Source organism: Paenibacillus sp. FSL L8-0340 (assembly GCF_038593145.1).
Lineage (GTDB): Bacteria > Bacillota > Bacilli > Paenibacillales > Paenibacillaceae > Paenibacillus_AQ.
On the sequence record NZ_CP151967.1, the window covers coordinates 1,556,369 to 1,578,869 of the forward strand.

At 53.8% G+C, this 22,501-nt stretch carries 18 protein-coding genes; 17 read left to right on the forward strand and 1 reads right to left on the reverse strand.

The annotated features are described in order from the left end of the window. Positions 1-20: 20 nt before the first annotated feature. The 15 genes from NST07_RS07185 (at position 21) to NST07_RS07255 (ending at position 17,032) form a co-directional block, all read left to right on the forward strand. Complete coding sequence (locus tag NST07_RS07185; RefSeq protein WP_342481283.1) at positions 21-1,184, forward strand: BMP family ABC transporter substrate-binding protein; 1,164 nt, start codon at positions 21-23, stop codon at positions 1,182-1,184. A gap of 106 nt (positions 1,185-1,290) precedes the next feature. Then, complete coding sequence (locus NST07_RS07190; RefSeq protein ID WP_342481284.1) at positions 1,291-2,823, forward strand: ABC transporter ATP-binding protein; 1,533 nt, start codon at positions 1,291-1,293, stop codon at positions 2,821-2,823. Next, positions 2,820-3,935 (forward strand): ABC transporter permease, encoded by a 1,116-nt coding sequence (locus tag NST07_RS07195; protein ID WP_341090773.1) that lies wholly within the window; start codon positions 2,820-2,822, stop codon positions 3,933-3,935. The genes NST07_RS07190 and NST07_RS07195 overlap by 4 nt, the downstream gene beginning before the upstream one ends. 30 nt (positions 3,936-3,965) lie before the next feature. After that, entirely contained in the window at positions 3,966-4,895 is a 930-nt protein-coding gene (locus NST07_RS07200; RefSeq protein ID WP_341090776.1) for an ABC transporter permease, read from the forward strand. 76 nt (positions 4,896-4,971) lie between these two features. Then, positions 4,972-5,880 (forward strand): FAD binding domain-containing protein, encoded by a 909-nt coding sequence (locus NST07_RS07205; protein ID WP_342481285.1) that lies wholly within the window; start codon positions 4,972-4,974, stop codon positions 5,878-5,880. Between the two features lie 37 nt (positions 5,881-5,917). Continuing rightward, on the forward strand, positions 5,918-8,239 hold the full coding sequence (pucD, locus tag NST07_RS07210) for a xanthine dehydrogenase subunit D (protein ID WP_341377650.1): 2,322 nt from the start codon (positions 5,918-5,920) through the stop codon (positions 8,237-8,239). Further along, the gene (locus tag NST07_RS07215) at positions 8,229-8,777 is read left to right on the forward strand and encodes a (2Fe-2S)-binding protein (RefSeq protein WP_342481286.1); all 549 of its coding nucleotides are present in this window, start codon (positions 8,229-8,231) and stop codon (positions 8,775-8,777) included. The genes pucD and NST07_RS07215 overlap by 11 nt, the downstream gene beginning before the upstream one ends. Then, entirely contained in the window at positions 8,774-9,295 is a 522-nt protein-coding gene (gene uraD / locus NST07_RS07220; RefSeq protein WP_341090787.1) for a 2-oxo-4-hydroxy-4-carboxy-5-ureidoimidazoline decarboxylase, read from the forward strand. Before NST07_RS07215 ends, uraD begins: the two co-directional genes overlap by 4 nt. An 82-nt stretch (positions 9,296-9,377) precedes the next feature. After that, positions 9,378-9,728, forward strand: coding sequence for a hypothetical protein (locus NST07_RS07225; RefSeq protein WP_342481287.1), 351 nt, complete (start codon positions 9,378-9,380; stop codon positions 9,726-9,728). After that, positions 9,725-10,114 (forward strand): hydroxyisourate hydrolase, encoded by a 390-nt coding sequence (gene uraH, locus NST07_RS07230; RefSeq protein WP_341090791.1) that lies wholly within the window; start codon positions 9,725-9,727, stop codon positions 10,112-10,114. The genes NST07_RS07225 and uraH overlap by 4 nt, the downstream gene beginning before the upstream one ends. Before the next feature lie 45 nt (positions 10,115-10,159). After that, on the forward strand, positions 10,160-11,554 hold the full coding sequence (locus NST07_RS07235; protein ID WP_342481288.1) for an allantoinase: 1,395 nt from the start codon (positions 10,160-10,162) through the stop codon (positions 11,552-11,554). Beyond that, positions 11,551-12,846, forward strand: a complete 1,296-nt coding sequence (locus NST07_RS07240) for a Zn-dependent hydrolase (protein WP_341090793.1) — start codon at positions 11,551-11,553, stop codon at positions 12,844-12,846. Before NST07_RS07235 ends, NST07_RS07240 begins: the two co-directional genes overlap by 4 nt. Positions 12,847-12,868: 22 nt before the next feature. Then, positions 12,869-14,101: an alanine--glyoxylate aminotransferase family protein gene (locus NST07_RS07245; RefSeq protein ID WP_342481289.1), complete on the forward strand. Its 1,233-nt coding sequence runs from the start codon at positions 12,869-12,871 to the stop codon at positions 14,099-14,101. A 282-nt stretch (positions 14,102-14,383) separates the two neighbouring features. Then, positions 14,384-16,198, forward strand: a complete 1,815-nt coding sequence (locus NST07_RS07250) for an adenine deaminase C-terminal domain-containing protein (protein ID WP_341090797.1) — start codon at positions 14,384-14,386, stop codon at positions 16,196-16,198. A gap of 381 nt (positions 16,199-16,579) precedes the next feature. Next, positions 16,580-17,032, forward strand: a complete 453-nt coding sequence (locus tag NST07_RS07255) for a hypothetical protein (protein ID WP_341090798.1) — start codon at positions 16,580-16,582, stop codon at positions 17,030-17,032. A 373-nt stretch (positions 17,033-17,405) separates the two neighbouring features. Here NST07_RS07255 and hemH read toward each other — a convergent pair whose 3' ends face one another. Then, on the reverse strand, positions 17,406-18,434 hold the full coding sequence (gene hemH, locus NST07_RS07260) for a ferrochelatase (RefSeq protein ID WP_342481290.1): 1,029 nt from the start codon (positions 18,432-18,434) through the stop codon (positions 17,406-17,408). A gap of 488 nt (positions 18,435-18,922) precedes the next feature. On the opposite strand from hemH, the gene NST07_RS07265 reads away from it, so the two are divergent. Further along, positions 18,923-21,253, forward strand: coding sequence for an FMN-binding protein (locus tag NST07_RS07265; protein WP_342481291.1), 2,331 nt, complete (start codon positions 18,923-18,925; stop codon positions 21,251-21,253). 220 nt (positions 21,254-21,473) lie between these two features. Beyond that, positions 21,474-22,430 carry an HD domain-containing protein gene (locus tag NST07_RS07270; protein ID WP_341090801.1) on the forward strand — a complete coding sequence of 319 codons (957 nt, stop codon included), beginning with the start codon at positions 21,474-21,476 and terminating at the stop codon, positions 22,428-22,430. Positions 22,431-22,501: the final 71 nt, after the last annotated feature.

The following is a 22,501-nucleotide window of genomic DNA, read 5'->3' on the forward strand; positions in this document are numbered from 1 at the left end:
TATCCTGGAGGAGGAGAGTTATGAAAAGAAGGGGTCAGGGATTTACTTTCAGCTTCGTGTTAATGTTCCTCATGGCGTTAGTTCTGGCAGGCTGCGGCAGCAACAACAATGCGGCTTCAAATGCAACAGAAGCACCGGCGGCAACCCATGCAGGTACAACATCAGAGGCGGCAACAACAGAGCCGGCAGCAGAGAAGCCGAGGGTTGCTTTTGTCTATATCGGGCCTCCGGGTGACGGCGGTTATACGTATCAGCATGATCAAGGCCGTTTGTATATGGAGAAAGAGCTCGGCATTAAAGCGGACTTCGTAGAGAATGTTCCGGAAAGTGCCGATGCAGAACGGATCATCACGGAGCTTGCACAGTCCCATGACATCGTATTTACTACAAGTTTTGGATATATGGATTTCACACTGAGTGTAGCGGGCAAGTTCCCCAACGTGAAATTCCTCCATGCCTCCGGCTACAAAACAGCGGAGAACATGGGCACTTACTTCGGAAAAAATTATCAAGCGAGTTATCTGAGCGGTATCGCGGCAGGCGAAATGACCAAGAACAATCATCTTGGCTACGTAGGAGCTTTTCCGATCAGTGAAGTTATCTATAATCTTAATGCATTCACGCTGGGAGCACAGAGTGTCAACCCGGACATTAAAGTGGATGTAGTGTGGACGAATACCTGGTATGACCCGGCAACCGAACGCCAGGCGGCAATCAGTCTTCTGGATAAAGGCGCGGATGTGCTGCTGGCGTATCAGGATTCCCCGGCCACATTGCAGGCGGCCAAAGAACGTGGTGCGTTTGCCGGAGGCAATGACTCCGACATGAGCAAGTATGCACCGGACAATTATTTGACCAACCCTGTATGGAACTGGGGCCCTTATTACGTGAAGGCTGTCCAGTCCGTAATGGATGGAACGTGGAAAAGCGAGCAATACTCCGGGGATATGGCGGACGGCATGGTAGAGCTTGCGCCATTTGGCAACAAGGTTCCTGATGCTGTGAAGCAGCTGGTGGAAGCTGCCAAAGCCAAGATCATCAGCGGCGAACTGGATGTGTTCACAGGACCGATCTCCGATAACAAAGGCAATGTTGTGGTTCATGAAGGCCAAAAGCTGACGCTTGAAGAAGTCCTCTCCATGGAATGGCTGGCCAAAGGCGTAATAGGTACAATCTCGAAATAATTCGTATTCTACAATTGCATACAGTATGGCCTATGGGTGGGGCGGGTTCCGGGAAGGGGAACCTTCCCCACCCGTCCTACAAGTATAAGGAAAGGAGCGTCCCGTAATGCAGAATCATTCAGTTGAAATGCGCGGAATTGTGAAGAGGTTCGGAGCCGTAACGGCAAGCGATCAAGTCGATTTTTCGGCAAATGCGGGTGAAATTCATGCGTTGCTTGGTGAGAACGGAGCAGGGAAAAGCACGGTCATGAGCATGCTTTCAGGGGTATACCGGGCGGATGAAGGCGAACTTTTCATTCACGGTAAACTGGCCAAAATCCGTTCCCCCAAGGATGCAGCATCCCTCGGCGTAGGCATGGTATTTCAAAATTTCAGACTGGTGCAAAGTCTCACGGCAGCGGAGAACATCGTGCTTGGCGAAAAGTCGTCTTTCTGGCGTGGAAGCAAATGGATGAAAAATAAGCATTTGGAGATTGAGGCGCTGGCTGAGCGTTACGGGCTGAAGTTTCCGGTAGACTGCCCGATCTGGCAGCTGTCTGTCGGTGAACAGCAACGTGTGGAAATCGTCAAAACGCTGTACCGCGGCGCGGATATCATCATTCTGGATGAGCCAACCTCTATGTTAACTCCGGGCGAGGCGGAGCAGCTGTTCGAAACGCTGAAGGTAATGAAACAGGCGGGCAAGACGGTGATCATGACCACACATAAAATGAAGGAAGTTATGGCTTCTTCCGACCGTATTTCCGTTATGCGCAAAGGGAAAATGATCGCTACGCTGAACACGGCGCAGACAGATGAACTGGAGCTGGCCCGGCTGATGGTGGGCCGGGAGGTTACGATCAGCCGCCAGGAGCGGGAAGCTACCCAAGGTGAGGCTCTGCTGGTTGTACGGAATTTGGACGTCGCTGCCGATCACGGCCGTAAAGCGCTGGACGGCTTGTCCCTGACTGTAAACGAAGGGGAGATTGTAGGGGTTGCAGGTGTTGCTGGCAATGGACAAAAGGAGCTGGCGGAAGTGCTTACGGGGCTTAGGACTTGGCGGAGCGGCGAGATTATATTTGACGGCAGTCCGGTAAAAGCGGCTTCGGTGCGGGGCGCAATTGATTCGGGAATATCTCATGTGCCGGAGAACCGGATGAAGAGCGGCCTTGCCGGACGGCTGGGCTCAGTGGACAATCTGCTGTTCAAGTCCTACCGCAGTGAAGAACACTCCAAACTTGGATTTTTGAAGGCAGCAAAGAACCGTTCCTGGTCACTGGAGCTGGTTGAGCGCTTCAATGTGAAAACTCCCGAGCTGGATACGCCAGTCCAGCAAATGTCGGGCGGCAATCAGCAGAAGCTGCTGTTTGCCCGGGAGGTCAGCCACAACCCTAAGCTGATGGTGGCGGTTCACCCGACGCAAGGTCTGGATGTGGGGGCGACAGCCGGTGTCCATGAACTGCTGATGGAGCTGCGCGGCTCAGGCAGCGGAGTGCTGCTCATCTCGGAGGATCTGGATGAACTGCTGCAATTATCCGACCGGATATTGGTGATTTATAACGGTTCGATCATTGGGGAGAGTGACCATGAGACTGCAGATAGAGAGGGTATTGGCTTGCTGATGGCCGGGATTCAGAACAGGGAGGAGAGCGCCGTATGAGTCCGAAGAATATAAGCAATGCTGCAGTGCTTGATCCTGTTCCGGCCAAACCGGGCAACCGGTCGAAGCTGCGGCTGGAGTATGATTCAAGCCGAACCCGCTCTCCGTGGTGGACTCCCGTTCTGTCTGTCATTCTGGCCCTGCTGCTCTGCGCGGTGTTTATTGCCGCCAATGGCATGAGTCCCGTGGTTGTATACGAGAAGATGTTCCGCGGTGCTTTTGGCACCTCTTACGGTCTTACCGAAACGATGGTCAAAGCCATTCCGCTGCTGCTCTGCGGACTCGGCATTGCTGTAGCCTACCGGATTTCCGTCTGGAACATCGGCGCGGAAGGACAATTGACGGTCGGAGCGATGGCAGCTACGGCAGTGACGATTTATTTTCCCGATTTGCCTTCGTTCTGGTCCATTTCCCTGATGTTAGTGTTCGGCACTGCCGCAGGTGCGCTCTGGGGACTGATGACGGCAATTCCGCGGACGCATTTCGGGGTCAATGAGCTGATTACATCCCTGATGCTGAACTACGTGGCCCTGCTTGCCCTTGATTATGTGGTATTCGGACCCTGGAAAGATCCGAAGGGCTTTAACTTCCCGGGCTCTCCGATGTTTACCGCCGCCCAGTCCCTGCCGGTTCTCGGTACCACAAGGCTGCACATCGGGCTGATCTTCGGCCTTGTCGCCGTGGCTATCTATTATCTGATGATTAAGTTTACCCGCTGGGGTTATGAGCTGCGGCTGATTGGTGCCAATCCGACGGCTGCCCGTTATGCAGGTATCCATATCAAACGCCATATTATTGTCGTAATGCTGATTAGCGGCGGTCTTGCCGGAATTGCCGGAATGGCGGAGGTTTCCGGAGTTACACATAAGCTGATGCAGGGGATTTCTCCGGGTTACGGATATACTGCGATCATTGTCGCCTGGCTTGCCAAGCTGAATCCGCTCGGTCTGATTGTCACTTCGATTCTGTTCGGCGGCCTGATTGTCGGCGGGTATAGTGTGCAGACCATCGGACTGCCTTCGTCCATTTCGGAAATGCTGCAGGGCTCGATCCTGTTCTTCCTGATTGCAGGGGATATGATTCACCGTTTCCGCTTTCGCCGGAGCGTATAGCTGTTTCTGCTGAGAGAAGGGAGTTAAACCATGGATTTCACTACACAGTTATTAATAGCCGCCATCTCCGCCGGAACGCCGCTGCTGCTGGCTACACTGGGAGGCATCCTGAATGAGCGTGCTGGGATTATCCAGCTTGGGGCTGAAGGGCTGATGCTGATGGGGGCGGTAACCACCTGCATCATCTACATCCGCAGCGGCAGCCTGCTGCTGGCTCTGCTCGCAGCGGTGGCCGTCACCGCCTTGTTAGGCCTGATGCATTCGTTTCTCACCGTCACACTCCGGGCGAACCAGACGATGTCCGGCCTGGCCATGACCTTGTTCGGCAGCGGGCTCAGTGCTTATCTGGGCAAGTCTATCAGCGGATTGCCGCTGCCGGGAACTTCGCCGAAGCTGGATCTCGGCTGGGTCAAGTCAGTCCCCGTTATAGGAGATCTCTTCGGCAGGATGGATTATCTGACCTGGTTCAGCCTGCTGCTCGTTCTGGTGCTGCATCTGCTGATTCACCATACCTCTTGGGGACTGCATTTACGTGCGGTCGGGGACAGTCCGGCCACAGCGGATGTTATGGGGATCCGCGTGCAGCTGATCCGCTACAGCTACGTGACAGCCGGTGCGGCATTGATCGGCCTTGCGGGTGCGGATATGGTGCTGGCATACGCGCCAACCTGGAATGAAGGCCTCACGGCAGGACGCGGCTGGATTGCCGTCGGGCTGGTGATTTTCGCCAGATGGAATCCGCTGCGTGCCCTCTTTTGCGCTTATTTCTTCGGTGCACTGGATTCGCTCGGTTTCCGCCTCCAGCTGCTCGGCAGCGCAATTCCGCCTTATTTCCTTAAGATGATTCCGTACGTCGTAACGATTCTCGTGCTGATGTACCTCGGTTACCGCAACCGCAACAAACCATCCGGCACGCCGGAGTCACTGGGTACACCTTATATCCGCGAGCAGCGTTTTTGACGCAGCGGCGGTGATTGAATCAGCGAGATGAATATAATGCATGGAAGAAATGCCAACTGGTGAGGAGGCGGAAGTGATGGGAGCTATATGGAGTGAAAAGCCGGCTCCTCCGGGAGTGTATCAGCCCCGCAGCCTGCAGGAGGCATGGGAGCTGAAGACGATATTAGGCGAAGGAGCCGTATATGTATCCGGCGGAACGCTGCTGCGGACGCAATGGGAAGCGGGGACGGCTCCTCTGCCGCGGCAGATGATTGATTTGCGGAATATCGCCGGGATGGGTGAAATTGGACTCGCCGAAGATTATTTAACTATAGGTTCTCTGGTTTCGTTGTCGCAATGCCGAGGGAACAGGGATTTGCGGGAGATTGCTCCGGCGGTGCAGGAGGCGGCGCGCAACATCGCCGCACCCGCAGTGCGCAATCTGGCTACACTTGGCGGCAATATATCTTCCGGTTATGGAGATATTCTCCCGGCGCTGCTGGTTTACGATGCTGAAGTGGCCTCCTTCGACGGCAAATTCCTTTCGGTGCAGCCTGTCGAGGCCTGGCTGAAACGCCGCTGGAGCGGAGAGAAGCCGGCAGCAGAACTTCTTGCCGGGATCCGCTTTCCTTCGCCAGGCCATGAACACGGGGGGCAGAGTGAGCTGGAGATCTTTCGTAAGGTGGGGCGGCGGGATGCCTTTACAGCCTCGCTCGTTACCATAGCTGTTACGGCATCTTTCGATGCCTCAAGCCGCAGCCTAAGCGGTGTCCGCATTGCAGCAGGCGGAGGTACCGGCAGACCACAGCGGCTTCCGGCGGCTGAAGCGCTTCTGGAGGGTGCTGTCTACAGCGACAGTCTGATGGCCGCAGTGTACGAGGCGGTGGAGAACAGTTTTGACACATATAGCGATCCTTTTGCCACCGAAGCCTATAAGCGGAAAACCGCGGGCAATCTCATCGTTTCTGAATTGTGGAAGGGCTTGAAAGCAGGCGGAGGAAAGTAATTGTTATACAAAATTAGGTGGATTGGGGTGAGGGGAAATGCTGCTGAACAAGGAATCCAGCGGAAGCCGCTGGCGTACACGGCCCGACGGGCAGGGGAAAGTATCCGGCAAGCTGCAGTATTTAACCGACATGAGTGCCGAAGGGATGCTGACCGGACGGGTGCTGCGCAGCCATCAGGCTCATGCCCGTATTCTGTCTATCCGCACGGCAAAGGCGCTTGAGGTTCCTGGAGTACATGCGGTCATTACCCATGAGGATGTGCCCGGGCTGAACGGCTTTGGCATTGCCCTGCCGCATCAGCCGGTCTTCTGCAGCGACCGGGTGCGTTATACTGGCGACGCCATTGCCGCTGTAGCTGCGGACAGCGACGAAATTGCCGAATATGCGCTTTCGCTGATTGAAGTGGACTATGAGCTGCTGCCGCTGCTGGAGGATGCTGAGGAAGCCATGAAGCCCGAGGCAATCCTGCTGCATGAAGAAGGCAATGTGCTTCATCATACGGAATACCGCAAGGGCGAACCGGCAGCGGCGTTCGCAGGCTGTGCCCATGTTGTGGAAGAGACCTACTGGACGCCGCGCCAGATGCATACGTACATGGAGACCGAAGGCGGATTGTTTATCCCGGAGTCAAACGGCAGGCTTACGGTCTACTCAGCGACACAGCATGGTCTGATGGACCGCAGGCAGCTGTCGCGGATACTGAATCTCCCGGAGGAGGATATCCGGGTCATTTCCAGTCCGATCGGCGGTTCGTTCGGCGGCAAAGACGAGTTGAATGTCCAGCCGTATGGAGCGCTGCTCGCATTGCGTACCCGGCGTCCGGTCCGGCTGCATAATTCCCGCGCGGAATCGGTGCGCGCCGGGCTGAAGCGCCATCCCATGAAGATTACAATGAAGACCGGATGCGACAGCGGGGGGACGATCATTGCCCATCAGGTGCGGATTATTTCCGATACCGGGGCCTATGCGACACTGGGGGCGGAAGTGCTGAATTTTGCCACAGAGCATGTGGTAGGTCCCTATCAGATCCGCCATGTGGAGGTGGAGGGCTTTGCGGTATATACGAACAATGGCGTATCCGGTGAATTCCGCGGCTTTGGCGGCAATCAGGCGATCTTTGCCCTGGAAGGGCAGGTAGACCGCCTCGCTGAACGGTTGAATCTGGATCCGTGGGAGCTGCGCCGCCGGAACTTGCGGCGCTATGGCGATCCAGGGCCGCTTGGGCAGGAGATCGCCCAGACGCACGGGGCGATGCAGGTGTGGGAGGCGCTGGCGGCATCTCCGCTGATGCAGGAAGCGGAGTTGCCTCATACTGGAGCTGATGATTCAGAGGCTCCAGGTATTCCGGCTGCGATGCCGAAGGAGCCGTGGATTGTGACCGGCACCGGCGCGGCGATCGCCATGCACGGCGCTGGCCTCGGTTACGGTATTCCCGATCCGGGAGGCGGACGGCTGTCGCTGGCACTGGACGGCAAGATCGAGGCGGTCTTCGGTTACGAGGAGTTCGGCCAAGGGCTGATAGCGACAATGGAGCAGATGCTGATCGAGCAGTACGGATTTGCCGCAGATGACCTTAGGATCGTCATTGGCGATACGGATGTAGTGCCGGACAGTGGCTCCAGCACTGCTTCCCGCTCCACAAGCATGATGTGGATGGCGCTGAAGCGGCTGCATCCGGATTTTACAGCCCGGCTGCTGGAAGCCGCAGCGGCCAGGACGGGAGCAGCGGTTGAAGGCTTGAAGCCCGGCCCCGGAGGAATCCGGCATAAGGATGGCGGGCTGCTGCTGTCCTATACCGAGCTTGCGCGCAGCATCACAGAGCCGATTGTCTGTGAGACAGTGTTCAAATATCCGACCACCAAGCTGGAACGGGTGGGTGCCCATTTTCTGTACACGTATTCCGCCATCGCGGTTAAGGTGGAGATCAATCTGCTGACCGGACGGGTCCGCGTGACCGATCAGTATCATGCGGTAGCGGCAGGTCCCGTTGCCAATCCGCAAGGCTATCTGGGACAGATTGAAGGCGGCAGCAGTATGGCCATCGGCTTTACATTAACGGAAGATGCGGTAATGGCTGGCGGTAGCTATGTAACGAAGAACATGGATACGTATCTGGTTCCTACGATTGTCGATATGAACGGCAGCATCCAGGTGCAGCCGATTGAAGATTTACCGGAGCATGATACTTACGGCCCCCGCGGCATTGGGGAAGTCGGTTCGGTCAATCTGGCCCCCGCAGTCGCTTCTGCTGTATTCCAGGCGGTCCGCAAACGGGTCAACCGGCTGCCGATCGAGCCTGAATGGCTGCAGGCTACGCCGTTTATTCCGCAGAAGGCGGTGAAGACGCATGTCGGATAACTACGAATTGGACATCAAGGATAGTCAACGCGGGCTTGCACCACAGCAGGCAGCGAGTGATACCGGGGCGGGGTTCACACTGAACTGCAACATCAACGGCCAAGAGTTGTCTACAGAGGTTCCGCCGGCCCGCCGGCTGCTGAGCATTCTGCGCGAGGATTTGGAGCTTACCGGAACCAAAAGATCCTGCGAAATTGGCCGCTGCGGAGCCTGCATGGTTCTGATCGACGGCCGGCCGGTCAACTCTTGCCTGACGGTGGCTTATCAATGCGAGGGAGCGAAGATTACAACTATTGAAGGGCTCAGCGAAGCGGGGCTGCATCCCGTGCAGCGTGCTTTTCTGGAAGAGGGAGGATTTCAGTGCGGCTACTGCACACCGGGGATGGTGATCTCGGTAGTCGCCCTGCTGGAGGAGAATCCGTCGCCTTCGCAGGAGGAAGTGGAAGAAGCGCTGTCGGGGAATATTTGCCGCTGCACGGGTTATGGCGGGATCTTGCGTGCAGTAAACAAAGCGATAGAAAGCGGGGTGGACCGATGACTGTGCCGGATGATTTTTTAACGCTGGATAAGATTAATGGGCTTGGCAAAGAGGAATTTGTGAAAACCCTTGGAGGGATATTTGAGCATTCACCCTGGGTGGCAGAGGGGGCTTACGGGTACATTCCTTTTCAGTCCGTGGAACAGCTGCACGGTGTCATGCTGGAAACGGCGCGAAGTGCGGAGCGAAGCCGGATTGAGGAGCTGCTGAGGTCCCATCCTGATCTGGCCACACGGCTGCAGGTTACGCCGCTGTCGGCGGCAGAACAGCAGGGGGCAGGTCTGGATCAGCTGACGCCTGATGAGTTCGAGCGGTTGACCAGGTTGAATGCGGCGTATACGGAGAAGTTTCATTTTCCTTTTATTCTCGCTGTACGCGGTAAAAACAAGGATGACATCATAGAAGCGATCGGGGAACGGGTCAACCGTTCAGTGGCGGAGGAATGGGAGCAGGCGCTCTACGAAATCGGCAAAATCACCAGCTTCCGGCTCCGCGACCTGATAACGGAAGAAAAATGATGCATTTAAAACGATGCAGCTAAAACTGCATCTTTGAGAATTAATGCTGCATTCACTACACAACCCGCAGGAGGGATCAGCCATGCCGGAACGGATGAAGATACACGCCAAAAGACGGCAGAATGAGCAATTGAATGAGCAACTGAACAGACAACTGAACAGACAACTGAACAGACCACTGGACGGACATTGGATTAAACATCGGATTGAACTAATAAAGCATGGAACGAAGGGTTCCAATAACTTCAACTTTGAAAATCCAACGGAAAAAGCTTGGCAATGGGCTGGCATCCGTATGATGGATATATCTCGCTTGCTGAAGTCAGGTTGGAAGGACGGGGGCCGGTGCATGCTCCGCAGGATATATCTGCGGGATGGACTGCCATGCCGGATTATAGTTAGTACCGTGGTTCCCGGAGAAATTCCGGCATGAGCGGGCGGCTGACTACCCACGTTCTCAACCTGTCCGGGGGCATCCCCGCTGCCGGGATAGCACTTCAGCTATGGAGGCTGGAAGACGGGGCAGCTTCACTGCTGCGTGAAGCCGTAACGAATGCCGATGGCAGATTGGACGCTCCGCTGCTGGAAGGTGCAGAACTGGCAGCCGGCACCTATGAGCTGCTGTTTATGGCCGGAGATTATTTTCGCAGCAGCGGTTTGCCGTTTGAAGCCTCCGGAGAAGGGAACAGTGCTGATGGCGCCGCTCCTTTCTTTCTCGAACAAATCCCGATCCGCTTCAATATAACTGATTCTTCCGCCCATTATCATGTTCCGCTGCTGGTGGCTCCCGGAGGGTATAGCACGTACCGGGGAAGCTAATGAAATCATAAAGATCAAGATCAGATGACCGGGGGTGACCGATTCATGGAAGAAACCTATGAGCTTATCATCAAAAATGGAGATGTAGTGCTCCCCGGGGAAGTGCTTAAGCTGGATATCGGGGTGAAGGACGGCAAGATCGCTGCCCTCGGCAAGCAGCTTGCGGCAGGTGCGGATACCCGCATCCTTGATGCGGAAGGGCTATATGTGCTGCCGGGCATGATTGACATGCATGTCCACTTCAATGAACCGGCACTGGGCCATTGGGAAGGCTTCCGTACCGGTTCGGCGGCGCTGGCGGCAGGAGGCATCACCTGTTATGCGGATATGCCGCTGAACGGCAGCCCGCCAACGGTCAATCAAGCTGCACTGCAGCTCAAGGCAGAAGCCGCATCCGGGAACTCTGCAGTGGATTATGTGCTGTGGGGCGGACTCGTTCCCGGTAATCTGGAAGATTTGGAGCAGCTGGCAGCGGCAGGGGTTACTGGTTTTAAGGCTTTTATCTCCAACCCCGGCGGTGAAGGGGAGGGGAGATTCCGCGAGGTGGACGATGATACGCTGTACCAAGGGATGAAGAAAATTGCTGCGCTTGGCGGCATTCTTGCACTGCATGCAGAGAGTGAGGAGTTGACGGCGGCGTTGTCGGCCGACGCCCTGCGCAGCGGGCGGACTGGAGCGCGTGATTTTGCCGCTTCCCGCCCGGCGGAAGCTGAGCTGGAGGCGGTAGCCAGAGCGCTGCTATACAGTGAGCGAACCGGCTGCAGGCTGCACTTTGTGCATATCAGCACTTCTGCCGCGATTGATATGATTCATGCTGCCAAGCTGCGCGGCCTAGATGTTACTGTGGAAACCTGCCCCCACTATCTCATCCTGAATGAGGATAGTATGGAGGAACTGGGACCGCTGGCCAAATGTGCACCCCCGCTGCGCAGCCTGGAGGAACAAGAAAGCTTGTGGAAGGTACTCGCAGACGGTAAAATCGATCTCATCGCCTCGGACCATTCGCCTTGTCCGACAGAGCTTAAGCTTGCTCCCGGATTGTCTTTTTTTGAAGCGTGGGGCGGTATTTCCGGCGCACAGAGCAGCCTGGAACTGATGTTCCACGAAGGGGTAAATGTGCGTGGACTGCCAGTTACTCAGATTTCTGCGCTGCTGTCAGGACTTCCGGCGCGGCGTTTCGGACTGGATCACCGTAAAGGCTCAATCGCACCCGGGCTGGATGCCGATCTGGTACTGCTGAATCCGGATCACTCCTATACCTTGGCGGCAGAAGATCTGTTATACCGTCATAAACATAGTCCTTATACCGGAATGACCTTGTCCTGCAAGGTAATGGCAACGCTCAGCCGGGGTACGGTTGTCTACAACGCGGAACAAGGTGTGGTGGCCGAAGGCGGCGGGGAATGGCTGCGGATATATGAAGGGGAGCCCTCTATATGAATACGCCGCTGATTCAGGCACCGGCCCGGGAGATGCTGCTGCTGCTGGAGGAGCTTGCCGCTTTCAGCGCCCCCGGACCCGGGGTTACCAGACTGTTGTACACACCGGAATGGCTTCAGGCCCAGCAGCTCCTGCAGGAGCGGATGGCCGGGATGGGCCTGGCGGTCAGGACAGACAGGGTGGGGAATGTTTATGGACGGCTCGGCGGATCACAACCGGACAGTAAAGTGATATTAACCGGATCTCATATTGATACGGTTCTGAACGGCGGCAAATATGACGGCGCTTATGGAGTAGCCGCCGCCATGACGGCTCTGAATTATTTGCAGCAGACCTTCGGGCAGCCGCTGCAGACCCTGGAGGTTGTATCCTTCAGCGAAGAAGAAGGCAGCAGGTTTCCCTTGACCTTCTGGGGCTCGGGCCATGTTACGGGCCTGTATGATGGGAGCGAAGCTGAGACTGCCGCCGATTCAGAGGGTGTAACGATAAAATCAGCAATGGAGGCCTGCGGTTTAAGCTCGGAGCACCCGCCAGGAGATCTCCGGGATCTCGGAGATCATAAAGCTGTTGCGGCAGGACAAACGGCAGCCAGAACAGATATCGGCGCTTTTGTCGAATTGCATATTGAACAGGGAATTGTGCTGGAACAATCCGCGCTGCAGATTGGGGTCGTGCAGGCCATCGCCGGACAGAGGCGCTTTACCGTTAAGGTCGGCGGGACTGCCAATCATGCCGGCACAACGCCGATGCTGCACCGGCGGGATGCGCTTGCCGGTGCAGCGGAAATGCTGCTGGAGCTGGAACGCTCTGCGGTGGAAGCCGGAGATCCGCTGGTAGCCACTTCAGGCAGGCTTGAGGTTTACCCGGGCACACCCAATGTTATTCCGGGGGACGTGCAGTTTACGCTGGACATCCGCCACAGTGAGGCGAAAAGGCTGGAGAGCTTCTGTTCTGGAGTGTTGGCCGGATTTGAGGACATTGCAGCCAGACGGGGACTGGCGCTGGAAGTGGTCACGACGTTGTCCACAGCGCCTGTGCCTATGGATCAAGACCTGAGCAGAACGCTGGAGCAGATTTGCCTGAGTCAGGGAAGAACCTTCCGTACCATGATCAGCGGAGCAGGGCATGATGCCCAGCTGTTTGCATCCGGATGCCGGACAGCCATGATTTTTGTGCCCAGCCGGGCGGGAATCAGCCATTCCCCGGATGAATACTCGTCGCCGGAGGAGCTGGCAACCGGGCTGGATGTCTTAACAGCTATGTTATATGAATTAGCCTATAAAGAGAGCTGAGTTAGCCTAGGGAGAGATGATTATGAAGCGGTACGAAGATTTGTCGCCGTCTCTGCGGTGCATTATGACCCCGGGCCCGGTGGAAGTCGATCCGCGCGTGCTGCGGGCCATGTCTTTTCCGGTATTGGGACAGTTCGATCCCGAATTTACGGGTATTATGAATGAAACGATGGAGATGCTGCGGGAACTGTTCGTTACGGACAATCAATGGGCTTTCCCTGTGGACGGCACTTCACGCTCCGGAATTGAAGCGGCAATGGTCAGTTTGATTGCTTCGGGGGACCGGGTGCTGATCCCGATTTTTGGCCGCTTTGGCCATTTGCTGCATGAAATAGCCGAACGCTGCGGGGCAGAGGTGCTGACGCTTGAGAAGGAATGGGGTTGCGTGTTTGACCCCGAGGAAGTGATTGCAGCCATGAAGAGCTTCAAGCCTGATATCGTGGCAATCGTACATGGAGAGACTTCCACGGGACGTGTGCAGCCGCTGGTTGACATCGGGCGGGCCTGCCGTGAGCAGGATGCCCTGCTGATTGTGGATGCAGTGGCAACGATCGGAGGTGTGCCCGTGGAGACAGATGCCTGGATGCTGGATGCCGTGATCGGCGGCACGCAGAAATGCCTGTCCATTCCTTCGGGCATGGCTCCGGTTACGTACAATGCACGGGCGGAGGCCAAGCTCCTGAAGCGCAAGCGGGTGGAGCGTGGCCTGAGGACCGGTGAGGTCCGGGCTGAAGCGCTGGATTTTGTGCGCAGCAATTATTTTGACCTGGGAATGCTTCAGGATTATTGGAGCCCTCAGCGGCTGAATCATCATACAGAGATGACCTCCATGCTTTATGCGCTGCGCGAAGGCCTGCGGCTGGTGCTTGAGGAAGGGCTGGAGGCACGGCATGCGCGGCATGCGCTGCATGAAGAGGCGCTAGTAGCCGGACTTACGGCAATGGGGCTGAAGCTGTACGGAGATCCGCAGAGCAAACTTACGGTGGTGACCTGTGTGCTGATTCCGGAGGGCGTTGACGGGGAAGGCGTGCGGACGATGCTGCTGGAACGCTTCGGCATTGAGATTGCCAGTTCCTTCGGGCCGTTAAAAGGGCGGATCTGGCGCATCGGCACGATGGGCTTCAGCTGCCGGGAGAATAATGTGCTGCGCCTGCTCGGTGCGCTGGAGGGGGCGCTGCTGCGGCATGGGCATGCTGTTCCCGCCGGGCTTGGCGTTCAGGCGGCACTTGACGTATATGATGCAAAAGTAAGATAATCGGTTGAATACTGCAGCCGGTCGAATGTAGGGAACAGGTGTTGTCCGGATTAAACGGACGGCCCGCGCTTTAACCAAGAAACGGCTTGCGTCCTGCAAAGGACAGTAAGGCCGTTTTTCTTAAAATTTATATGCTTCAGGCTATAAATTATCCTTCTATTTCCCGCTGAAACGGATACCGTCCTTTTAAGGACGGCGAAGCCGTTTCCGCTTGAAATAAAAGGTCATAGTTGTTTAACGCTGTAACTCAGTTTGTAGCTATATGCAAGATATCGGAGGGGAGTGGAAGTCGTGACTTATATTAGAAAACCTTTGGCGGATTGTGTGCCTGAGCTTGTGGCTACAGCCCGCGGCGATCAGCCGGCATCTTTGGTAATAACCGGCGGGAAGCTGGTCAATGTAATCTCCGGTGAAATTCTGGAGGGAATGTCTGTTGCGGTACAGGGGGGACGCATCGCCTATGTCGGCAAGGATGTTTCGCACACGATAGGAGCAGGCACGCAGGTCATTGATGCAGCCGGCAGATATATCGCTCCGGGACTGCTTGACGGACATTGTCATATTGAGAGCACACAGCTGACAGCAACGGAATTTGCCCGTGCGGTCCTGCCGCTCGGGACAACTGGCGGGTTCTTCGACGCACATGAGATTGCCAATGTGTTCGGACTAAAGGGCATTAAGCTGATGCTGGATGAGATGCGCGGCACACCGCTTGCCGCTTATATGCAGGTAGCGTCCTGTGTGCCTTCGGCGGGAGCTGAATTCGAGACAACCGGCGCTTCTATCGGACCGGAGGAAGTGGCGGAGGCTTATACCTGGGGCCCGGATGTCATTGCCCTCGGTGAGGTGATGAACTTTCCGGGTGTAGTCTACGGCGATGAGAAAATGCTCGGCGAGATCCAGGCTACGCTGCGGGCCGGCAGATATGTGGATGGGCATTTTACCTGGCCGTCCAGTGACTGGAGACTACCGGTCTATGCGGCAGCGGGTGTAACCGGTGACCATGAGTGTGTTACCGCAGAAGATGTGATCGAGCGTGTCCGTCTGGGGATGTATGCCAAAATGCGCCGCGGTTCCGCCTGGCATGATGTAGCGAAGACGATCACAGCGCATACCGAACACGGGCTGGACACGCGCCGGATGATGCTCGTTACCGATGACCGCAGCTCGGAATCACTGCGGGATGAAGGCCATATGGATTTTGTGGTGCGCCATGCCATTTCCCAGGGTGTGAAGCCTGTCACTGCCTTCCAGATGGCAACGATCAATACCGCCGAGCGCTTCGGGGTAGCCCGCGATATCGGCTCAATTACTCCGGGCTCCTGTGCAGATATTATTTTGCTGGACGGAAATTTGGCCGATGTCAACGTCGTTATGACTATTGCCGCAGGTGTGGTCGTGGCCGAGAATGGCATCATGACGGCCTCGCTGCCGGCATTCACCTACCCGCAGGAAGTGCGGGCGTCCGTTCATTTGCCGCAGCTTCCGGTTCCGGATGATTTTATTATCCATGCTCCCGTGGAGTCGGGCAATGTTGCTGTCCGGGTCATTAAGGTCATTGAGAACCATGTGGAGACCGGTGAACTCATTGTGCAGCGTCCTGTGAAGGACGGCAAGCTGCAGGTGGGAGACGGCCTATGCAAAATCGCTGTATTCGAACGGCATAAAGGAACCGGCAACAAATCGGTCGGGCTTGTGGAGGGGATTGGCTTCCATGAACCGGCGGCAATCGCCATGACCGTTGCCCACGACAGCCACAATGTGCTGATCATCGGCAACGATGATGAACTGATGGCCAAGGCAGCCAGAGCTGTAGCTGAAGCGCAGGGTGGAGTGGCTGTAATTACCGGCGGCGGCACGACCTTATTCCCGCTTGCGATTGCCGGACTTATGTCCGCAGAACCGTTTGAGACCGCAGCCGCCCAGTCCGCTGCTATCAGCAAAGCTCTGTACGATGCGGGCTGCACACTGAATTATGCTTTTATGACGTTGTCACTGCTTGCGCTTGCTGTAATTCCCACCTTACGGATTTCGGATAAAGGACTGGTACGCATCTCTCCGGAAGAGGGAATCCAGCTGGTAACATTATTTTGCTAAGGCGGTCTTAATCTTACAGTGACTAGTTTCAATTAAATAGAATGCGCTCTACTAAATGGGGTGTCTCTTAGTCTGAATGCAGACAGAGACACCCCATTTCGCTATGAAATTGGTCCTTATATGGCGGTGTGCGGCAACATGAGGGGGAAGCCCTTTTTTGAGTCGGAAGTCGCAGGGGAAAGGTATTCTCTTAGATTTGAGGGCATATATTTAACCATTTCATCACATATTGAAACTAATTATTATAAAATTTTAATGAAAAACATTAACAAAATAATGAAAATAGACGATAATACCTATAAATTAATTAAAATTATTGCCAAATCGTGATTATCAGACAAAATGATTGAAAGTTCAAATATATGGAACGGGGTGGATGAGATGATCAAATTAGAAACGCAGGACATCGTGAATATTACTATAAAGCAAATTGCCGGTATTTTTAAAATGGAGCCGCTTGAGTTGAGATTTGTGAATGATTTTCAAGGAGAACAATATCTCTTAACGAATGACAAGCTGCATCTCAACAACCAGCATTACTGGGCAAAAGTTATGGAATGTGTTTTCGACAATCATGTCAGACCGGTTCTGATGTGTGAAGTGCTCTACTTCCTGCGCAATGAATTTCTGGAGAGTGACATCAAGCTCAGCTTCTCCTATGATTTTACCGAAGGCGCAGATGGAGCGGCAACGGTATCTGCGGAAGTCAGCTTTAATGATTCACCGGAACTGCAGCCGGGAGAAATTGCCGAACTGATTGATTTTGCACTGTCCCTCCAGGACAAACAATGGTTTGAGGAACTGACCTCCAAATACAAACAACTGACTGCATGAGATTGGTGCACAGTTCTATCATAACCGCATTTAATAAGCCGCCCTGTCCGCAGTGTTCATCTGCGCAAGGGGCGGCTTATTTCTTTGATAGATAGATTGAACTTATAATTCTTCTATTTTGGGATTGGCCGTGACTCCAGAGAATATTTGGACTTCCGGCCGCTGTTAGGTTTGGATTTCCTGATTTTAACCGCGAATCGCGGTAGAAATCCAAACCTTGCCCATGCTTCCGAAGTGAGCTTTCCTGCGGAAAGCTTTCAGGCGGACGCTATCGCTCCTCCAGTTCCAAAATTCCCCTCCGCTACTTTTCCCTAAATGTATATTTTCAAGTTCATTCTATATAGATCCTTTATTTACTATGGGTTCAAATACACTATAATACAGCTTCCTTCAGCCAGCCTTGAGCATTCTCACTGACCTTTAGTGCCAGAAAGTCCAGCCATTCTTCACTGTCGTTCAAACAGGGGGCGGCATGGAAGGAGTCTGCTTGTCCACCTCCGGCAGCAAATTGCTCTCTTCCTTCCACAGCAAGCTCATGCAATGTCTCCAGGCAATCGGTCACAAGTCCGGGTGAAAAAATCATCGGCCGCTGAATCCCGCGTCCGGCCAGCCCCTTCAGGACTTCCTCTGTAGATGGCCCGATCCATTCCTCGCGGCCAAAACGGGATTGAAATGAGATTTGCCAATCCCCGGATGCCCAATTCATCGCTTCTGCAAGCAGGCGGGCCGTTTCCAGACACTGCTCCGGGTAGGGGTCTCCGGTCTCTGCATACCTGCTGGGAATCCCGTGAAAGGTCAGCACGAAGTAATCTGGCTTGGTGTTTATTTTACGTAGTTCTCGCAGTAAAAGCTCTTTCATGGCAAGGATATACCCTGGTGCATTATAGTAGGCTTCCAAAAACCGGAGTGCGGGTACAAAACGTTTGGATACCGGTCCGGCAGCGCTGCGGCGCCCGAGGGCGGCAAAGCAGGCGGCGTCGTAGACGGATGCTGTGGTAGTAGAAGAATATTGCGGAAACAAGGGGACCACGATGATCCGGTTTACTCCAGAGGACTCCAGTTTGGCAAAAGCCTGTTCCATGCCCGGCTCACTGTAGGCAAGACCCAGCTCCACCTGGTAACGGCTGCCGAGCAGCTTTTGCAGTCCGGCCACCTGGGCCTGTGAATGAAGCAGCAGCGGGGAACCTTCCTTGAGCCAGATTTCGCTGTAGAGCTTGGCAGACCGGCGTGGCCTTACCCGTAAAATAACTCCGCGCAGCAGCGGTTGCCACAGCAGAGGGGGATAATCAATGATCCGGCGGTCGGACAGGAACCTCCGCAGATAAGGGCGTACCGACTTGGCAGTGGGGGCGTCAGGTGTTCCGATTTGGGCGAGAATGACGCCGATAGAGGGCTGATTCAACGTAGTGAACGCTCCTTTTCATTAACATGACATCGTTATAAAGTATCATAATCCTCTTAGTAAGTTCAATACAGGACATCACATTATTATCATATGACGGAGTAAATGGGAGTATTTGAGAGATAAAAAAATTATTGAATTAAAATAAAATGAAAATAGTGATGTTTCTAATAGGGTGTGTGATTTTATGTACAGAGAAGCCAAGCTTTGATTTGATACCATCAAGCCAGAAATTGCCTCTAGCAGACATGAACTAATAAATGTGAATTAATTCACCTATCTATGTGAATTGTTTCACCTTTTGAATAGGATATTCGTAAGAGCTCTTCTATGGTGCATGGGATAGCTAACGGGGGGACGGGAAAGGGGGGATGACCTCTTAGGAGGAAGCAGGATCTTCTTCTTAAGAAGGGATGAGAGACGGCCAAACGGAAGATCAGCTGTAAAGTGCTACATACTACTGGGGATATGGTAAAGGAGAATACTCATTGAAAAAACTGATTTCTTTGACTGTAAGCGCAGCCTTGTTGCTTGCGCCAATCGCTTACACAATTAATGCACCTGCACTGAATTTGAAGGTGGATGCGGTTTCTGCCGCTTCGGAAGAAGCAACGGCTAAACCGGAAGCAACACCAAAGGCAACAGCCAAACCGGCTGCAACGCCCAAAGCGACTGAAAAACCAGCAGCAACAAAGAAACCGGCTGCAACGCCTAAAGCGGCTGCGAAGCCAGCAGCAACAAAGAAACCGGCTGCAACGCCCAAAGCGACTGCTAAGCCAGCTGCAACAGCCAAGCCAGCTGCAACAGCCAAGCCAGCTGCAACAGCCAAACCAGCTGTAACAGCTAAACCAGCAGCCACAGCTAAACCGGCTGCAACAGCTAAACCAGCAGCCACAGCTAAACCGGCCGCTACTGCTAAGCCTGTAACGGTTCAACAAGAAGTGTATCAAGACGGGGTATATGTAGCTTACGGCGATGCTTACTCCAAAGGTACCGAAGGCGCGAAAGTAACGATTAAAGACGGCAAAATCGCTTCCATTGATCTGCTGAGAACATCTCCGAAGCTGATCGACAGAAATGTCCGTGAGAATTACAGCGGCCTCTGGGCGGCATATGGTCTGATGAAAGACAGACTGCTCGGCAAGACAAGAGTCGGAGCTGCTGCAGTGGATGCTGTTTCCGGCGCAACCCGCTCCAGCAACGGCTGGAAATTGTCGGTAGACAGAGCGTTTGAAAGAGCGCTGAAAGTAAAACCGGCTGACGCCACTTATTTCAAAGGCGACATCATGGGTATCGACCCTCAAGGTAAATATGCGGTATTCGCAACCTACGATGCTGCCAAGCTGACTGCGGTTAAACTGTATCCGCTGACAACAAGCGGAGATTTCGTGGATGAAAAAACCTACACTGCAGAGCAAACTGCAACGATTGCGGCAATCACGCCTGTCCTGCTCGCAAACGGTTCGTCCGCACAACCTGTAGCCGGATTTGAAGCTGAATCCAAAGCTGCAATCCAGGCATTCTGGGATGCAGAGCAGAACGCCCTCATCAACAACACTTCCGCTTATGTTGACGGATTCTACTCTTCCTACGGTACTGCAAGAAGCGTAGGCGTGGAAAGAGCCGATATCGTTATCCGCAACGGCAAGCTGGTAGATGTGAAGCTGTACAGACTGGGTTCCAATCTGGTAGACAGAGGCGCAACTGCTTATGCAGAAGTTGTGAAAGCAAATGCACCAATGACAGCCAAATTGCTTGCCAACGGTTCTTATTTGGCCAATTATGATGAGAAGGTAGACGGTATTTCCGGCGCTACCGAAAGCAGCCATGGCTGGAACCAAGCTGTAGAAAGAGCTTTCGAGAAGGCGCTGAAAGTTCCTGCAGAAGGCCAATATTTTGAAGGCAAATTCGCCGGCGTAGACAACCAGAACAAAGTTCTGCTGCTGGTCGACATTGCTGCCGACAAAGTAAGCGGCATTAAAGTAAGTCTCTTTGCAGCTGACGGCAAAATTATTGCTGATGACAAGCTGACACCTGAACAAAAAACTGTAGTTGGACTGCTGACTGCAGGTTTGCTTGAACAAGGCGTGGATTTGACGGATGTTCCGGGCCAAGAGGCTTTGTCCAAAGCGGCAAAAGCAGCTCTCACAGACGCTTTGACCAATGCTTCCAAAGTACAAGGCACTTATAAAGACGGCACTTTCACCGCTTTCGGTGATGCTTATGATAAAGGAACCAACAGAGCAGACGTTACTCTGCGCAACGGCAAGATTGTGAATGTTGCTCTTTCCCGTGTAGGTATGAATATGGTGGATTTAGGTAAAGCGGCTTATGCTGAAGTTCAAAAAGCAATTCCGCAGCTGACGACCAGCTTCCTTGCTGCAGGAACAAGAGAAGGTGTACAATCGGTAGATGCCATCTCCGGCGCTACAAGCAGCAGCAATGCACTGAAAGCTGCCGTAGACAGAGCTTATGGTAAAGCAGAAGTTGTAGAAACCGACAAAGCAGCTTACTTCGATGGAATTTTCATTGGAGCAAGTACCGACAAATCCGTCAATGTTATGGTTACTGTCAAAAATAATATCCCTGTGTTGATGCTGGTCTATTATCTCGACGGTGCCGGAAAAGTGAAGACCCCATATCTATTAACACCGGCTGAGCTTGCGGTGAAGACAGAAATTGAGTCCACTTCCAGCACGAATGGCCTGCATAAATACGGATACCGTCCGGCAGCCTTCGGAGCCAATGATGCTGAGAAGGATGTTTCCGCCAAAGCAGTAGAAGCAATCAAAGCTGCGCTGGAAGCAGCAGGCAAATAATACAGTAACGTCTATAGAGGAGGTTATTCAGGGCCCTGAAAATGGCTTTGGATAGCCTCTTTTTCTGCTGTAAGCAAAGGCTATTGAGCGGCTTGGTACAGGCCCCGGCATAATTATGAATCGTTATCGTATAGTAATTTAAAGGGATTTCGAAGGTGAATGTCAAAAGTTTAATATACACAGCAGGATATAATACCTGCTAGTAATGGGAGGCTCCAACATGACACTAATTAAACAGCTATCTCCGCAGGACGAATTTGTCGGGTTCTATCTGTTACGGGAGCTGACGCTCAAACAGACAAACGGTACTCCTCCAAAGGATTATTTTGATATTGTACTCGGTGATTCAAGCGGTCAGATAACAGCTAAATTTTGGGATGTCAGCACAACTGATAAAGAAACCTTTTTCCCCATGGCTCTGGTGAAGGTGCGGGGCATAGCGCATACCTACCGTGAGAAGCTGCAGGTCAAGATTAGCAAGATCAGACTGGCCAATGAGACGGACGGTGTATCGCTCACTGATTTTATCCGGTCTGCGCCAATCCGTCCCGTTGATCTTATCCATACGATTAAAGGGGTGATGAGCAGCATTGCCGATCAGGAGATTTCCGCAATCGTCTCCTTCTGTGTCGGCAAGGTGGAAGAGAAGCTGATGCATTATCCCGCAGCCAAGACCTATCACCATGCTTATTTTGCCGGACTTGCCTATCATATGGTGCGGATGCTGGAGATTGGTGATTTTCTCTGCAAACAGCGTCCGTTCCTGAACCCTGATCTGATGAAGGCGGGGATCATTCTGCATGATATCGCCAAGCCGGAGGAGATGATTTCCCAGTTTGGCATTGTGTCGGATTACAGTGTGCAGGGAAAGCTGATCGGCCATATCTCGATGGCGTCGAACTGGATTACCGAGGCCGCGATTCGTTTAGGTTTTACTCTGGATTCGGAAAAGGTTATCGCGCTGCAGCATTTGGTCTTATCCCATCATAATCTGGGCGAATGGGGAAGCCCCGTTCAGCCGCAAACGGCGGAAGCGGTGGCGCTGCATCATATCGATGCGATGGATGCCAAGCTGCAGATGGTGGAGGATGCGCTGGATACGACCCCGGAAACCGAAGAATGGACACCGTTTATCCGCGGACTGGAGAACAAGGCGGTTTACCGGTCGAAAATCTAGAGTCGTCAAAAAAAAGCAAGGAGCAGGTCTTCTCGAGTAACGGAGAAGACCTGCTCTTTATTTTGATCCAC

Bases quoted from the DNA above. Each gene is read 5' to 3' on its own strand.
- NST07_RS07185 (WP_342481283.1), top strand. From the start codon at position 21: ATGAAAAGAAGGGGTCAGGGATTTACTTTCAGCTTCGTGTTAATGTTC.
- NST07_RS07190 (WP_342481284.1), top strand. From the start codon at position 1,291: ATGCAGAATCATTCAGTTGAAATGCGCGGAATTGTGAAGAGGTTCGGA.
- NST07_RS07195 (WP_341090773.1), top strand. From the start codon at position 2,820: ATGAGTCCGAAGAATATAAGCAATGCTGCAGTGCTTGATCCTGTTCCG.
- NST07_RS07200 (WP_341090776.1), top strand. From the start codon at position 3,966: ATGGATTTCACTACACAGTTATTAATAGCCGCCATCTCCGCCGGAACG.
- NST07_RS07205 (WP_342481285.1), top strand. From the start codon at position 4,972: ATGGGAGCTATATGGAGTGAAAAGCCGGCTCCTCCGGGAGTGTATCAG.
- pucD (WP_341377650.1), top strand. From the start codon at position 5,918: ATGCTGCTGAACAAGGAATCCAGCGGAAGCCGCTGGCGTACACGGCCC.
- NST07_RS07215 (WP_342481286.1), top strand. From the start codon at position 8,229: ATGTCGGATAACTACGAATTGGACATCAAGGATAGTCAACGCGGGCTT.
- uraD (WP_341090787.1), top strand. From the start codon at position 8,774: ATGACTGTGCCGGATGATTTTTTAACGCTGGATAAGATTAATGGGCTT.
- NST07_RS07225 (WP_342481287.1), top strand. From the start codon at position 9,378: ATGCCGGAACGGATGAAGATACACGCCAAAAGACGGCAGAATGAGCAA.
- uraH (WP_341090791.1), top strand. From the start codon at position 9,725: ATGAGCGGGCGGCTGACTACCCACGTTCTCAACCTGTCCGGGGGCATC.
- NST07_RS07235 (WP_342481288.1), top strand. From the start codon at position 10,160: ATGGAAGAAACCTATGAGCTTATCATCAAAAATGGAGATGTAGTGCTC.
- NST07_RS07240 (WP_341090793.1), top strand. From the start codon at position 11,551: ATGAATACGCCGCTGATTCAGGCACCGGCCCGGGAGATGCTGCTGCTG.
- NST07_RS07245 (WP_342481289.1), top strand. From the start codon at position 12,869: ATGAAGCGGTACGAAGATTTGTCGCCGTCTCTGCGGTGCATTATGACC.
- NST07_RS07255 (WP_341090798.1), top strand. From the start codon at position 16,580: ATGATCAAATTAGAAACGCAGGACATCGTGAATATTACTATAAAGCAA.
- NST07_RS07270 (WP_341090801.1), top strand. From the start codon at position 21,474: ATGACACTAATTAAACAGCTATCTCCGCAGGACGAATTTGTCGGGTTC.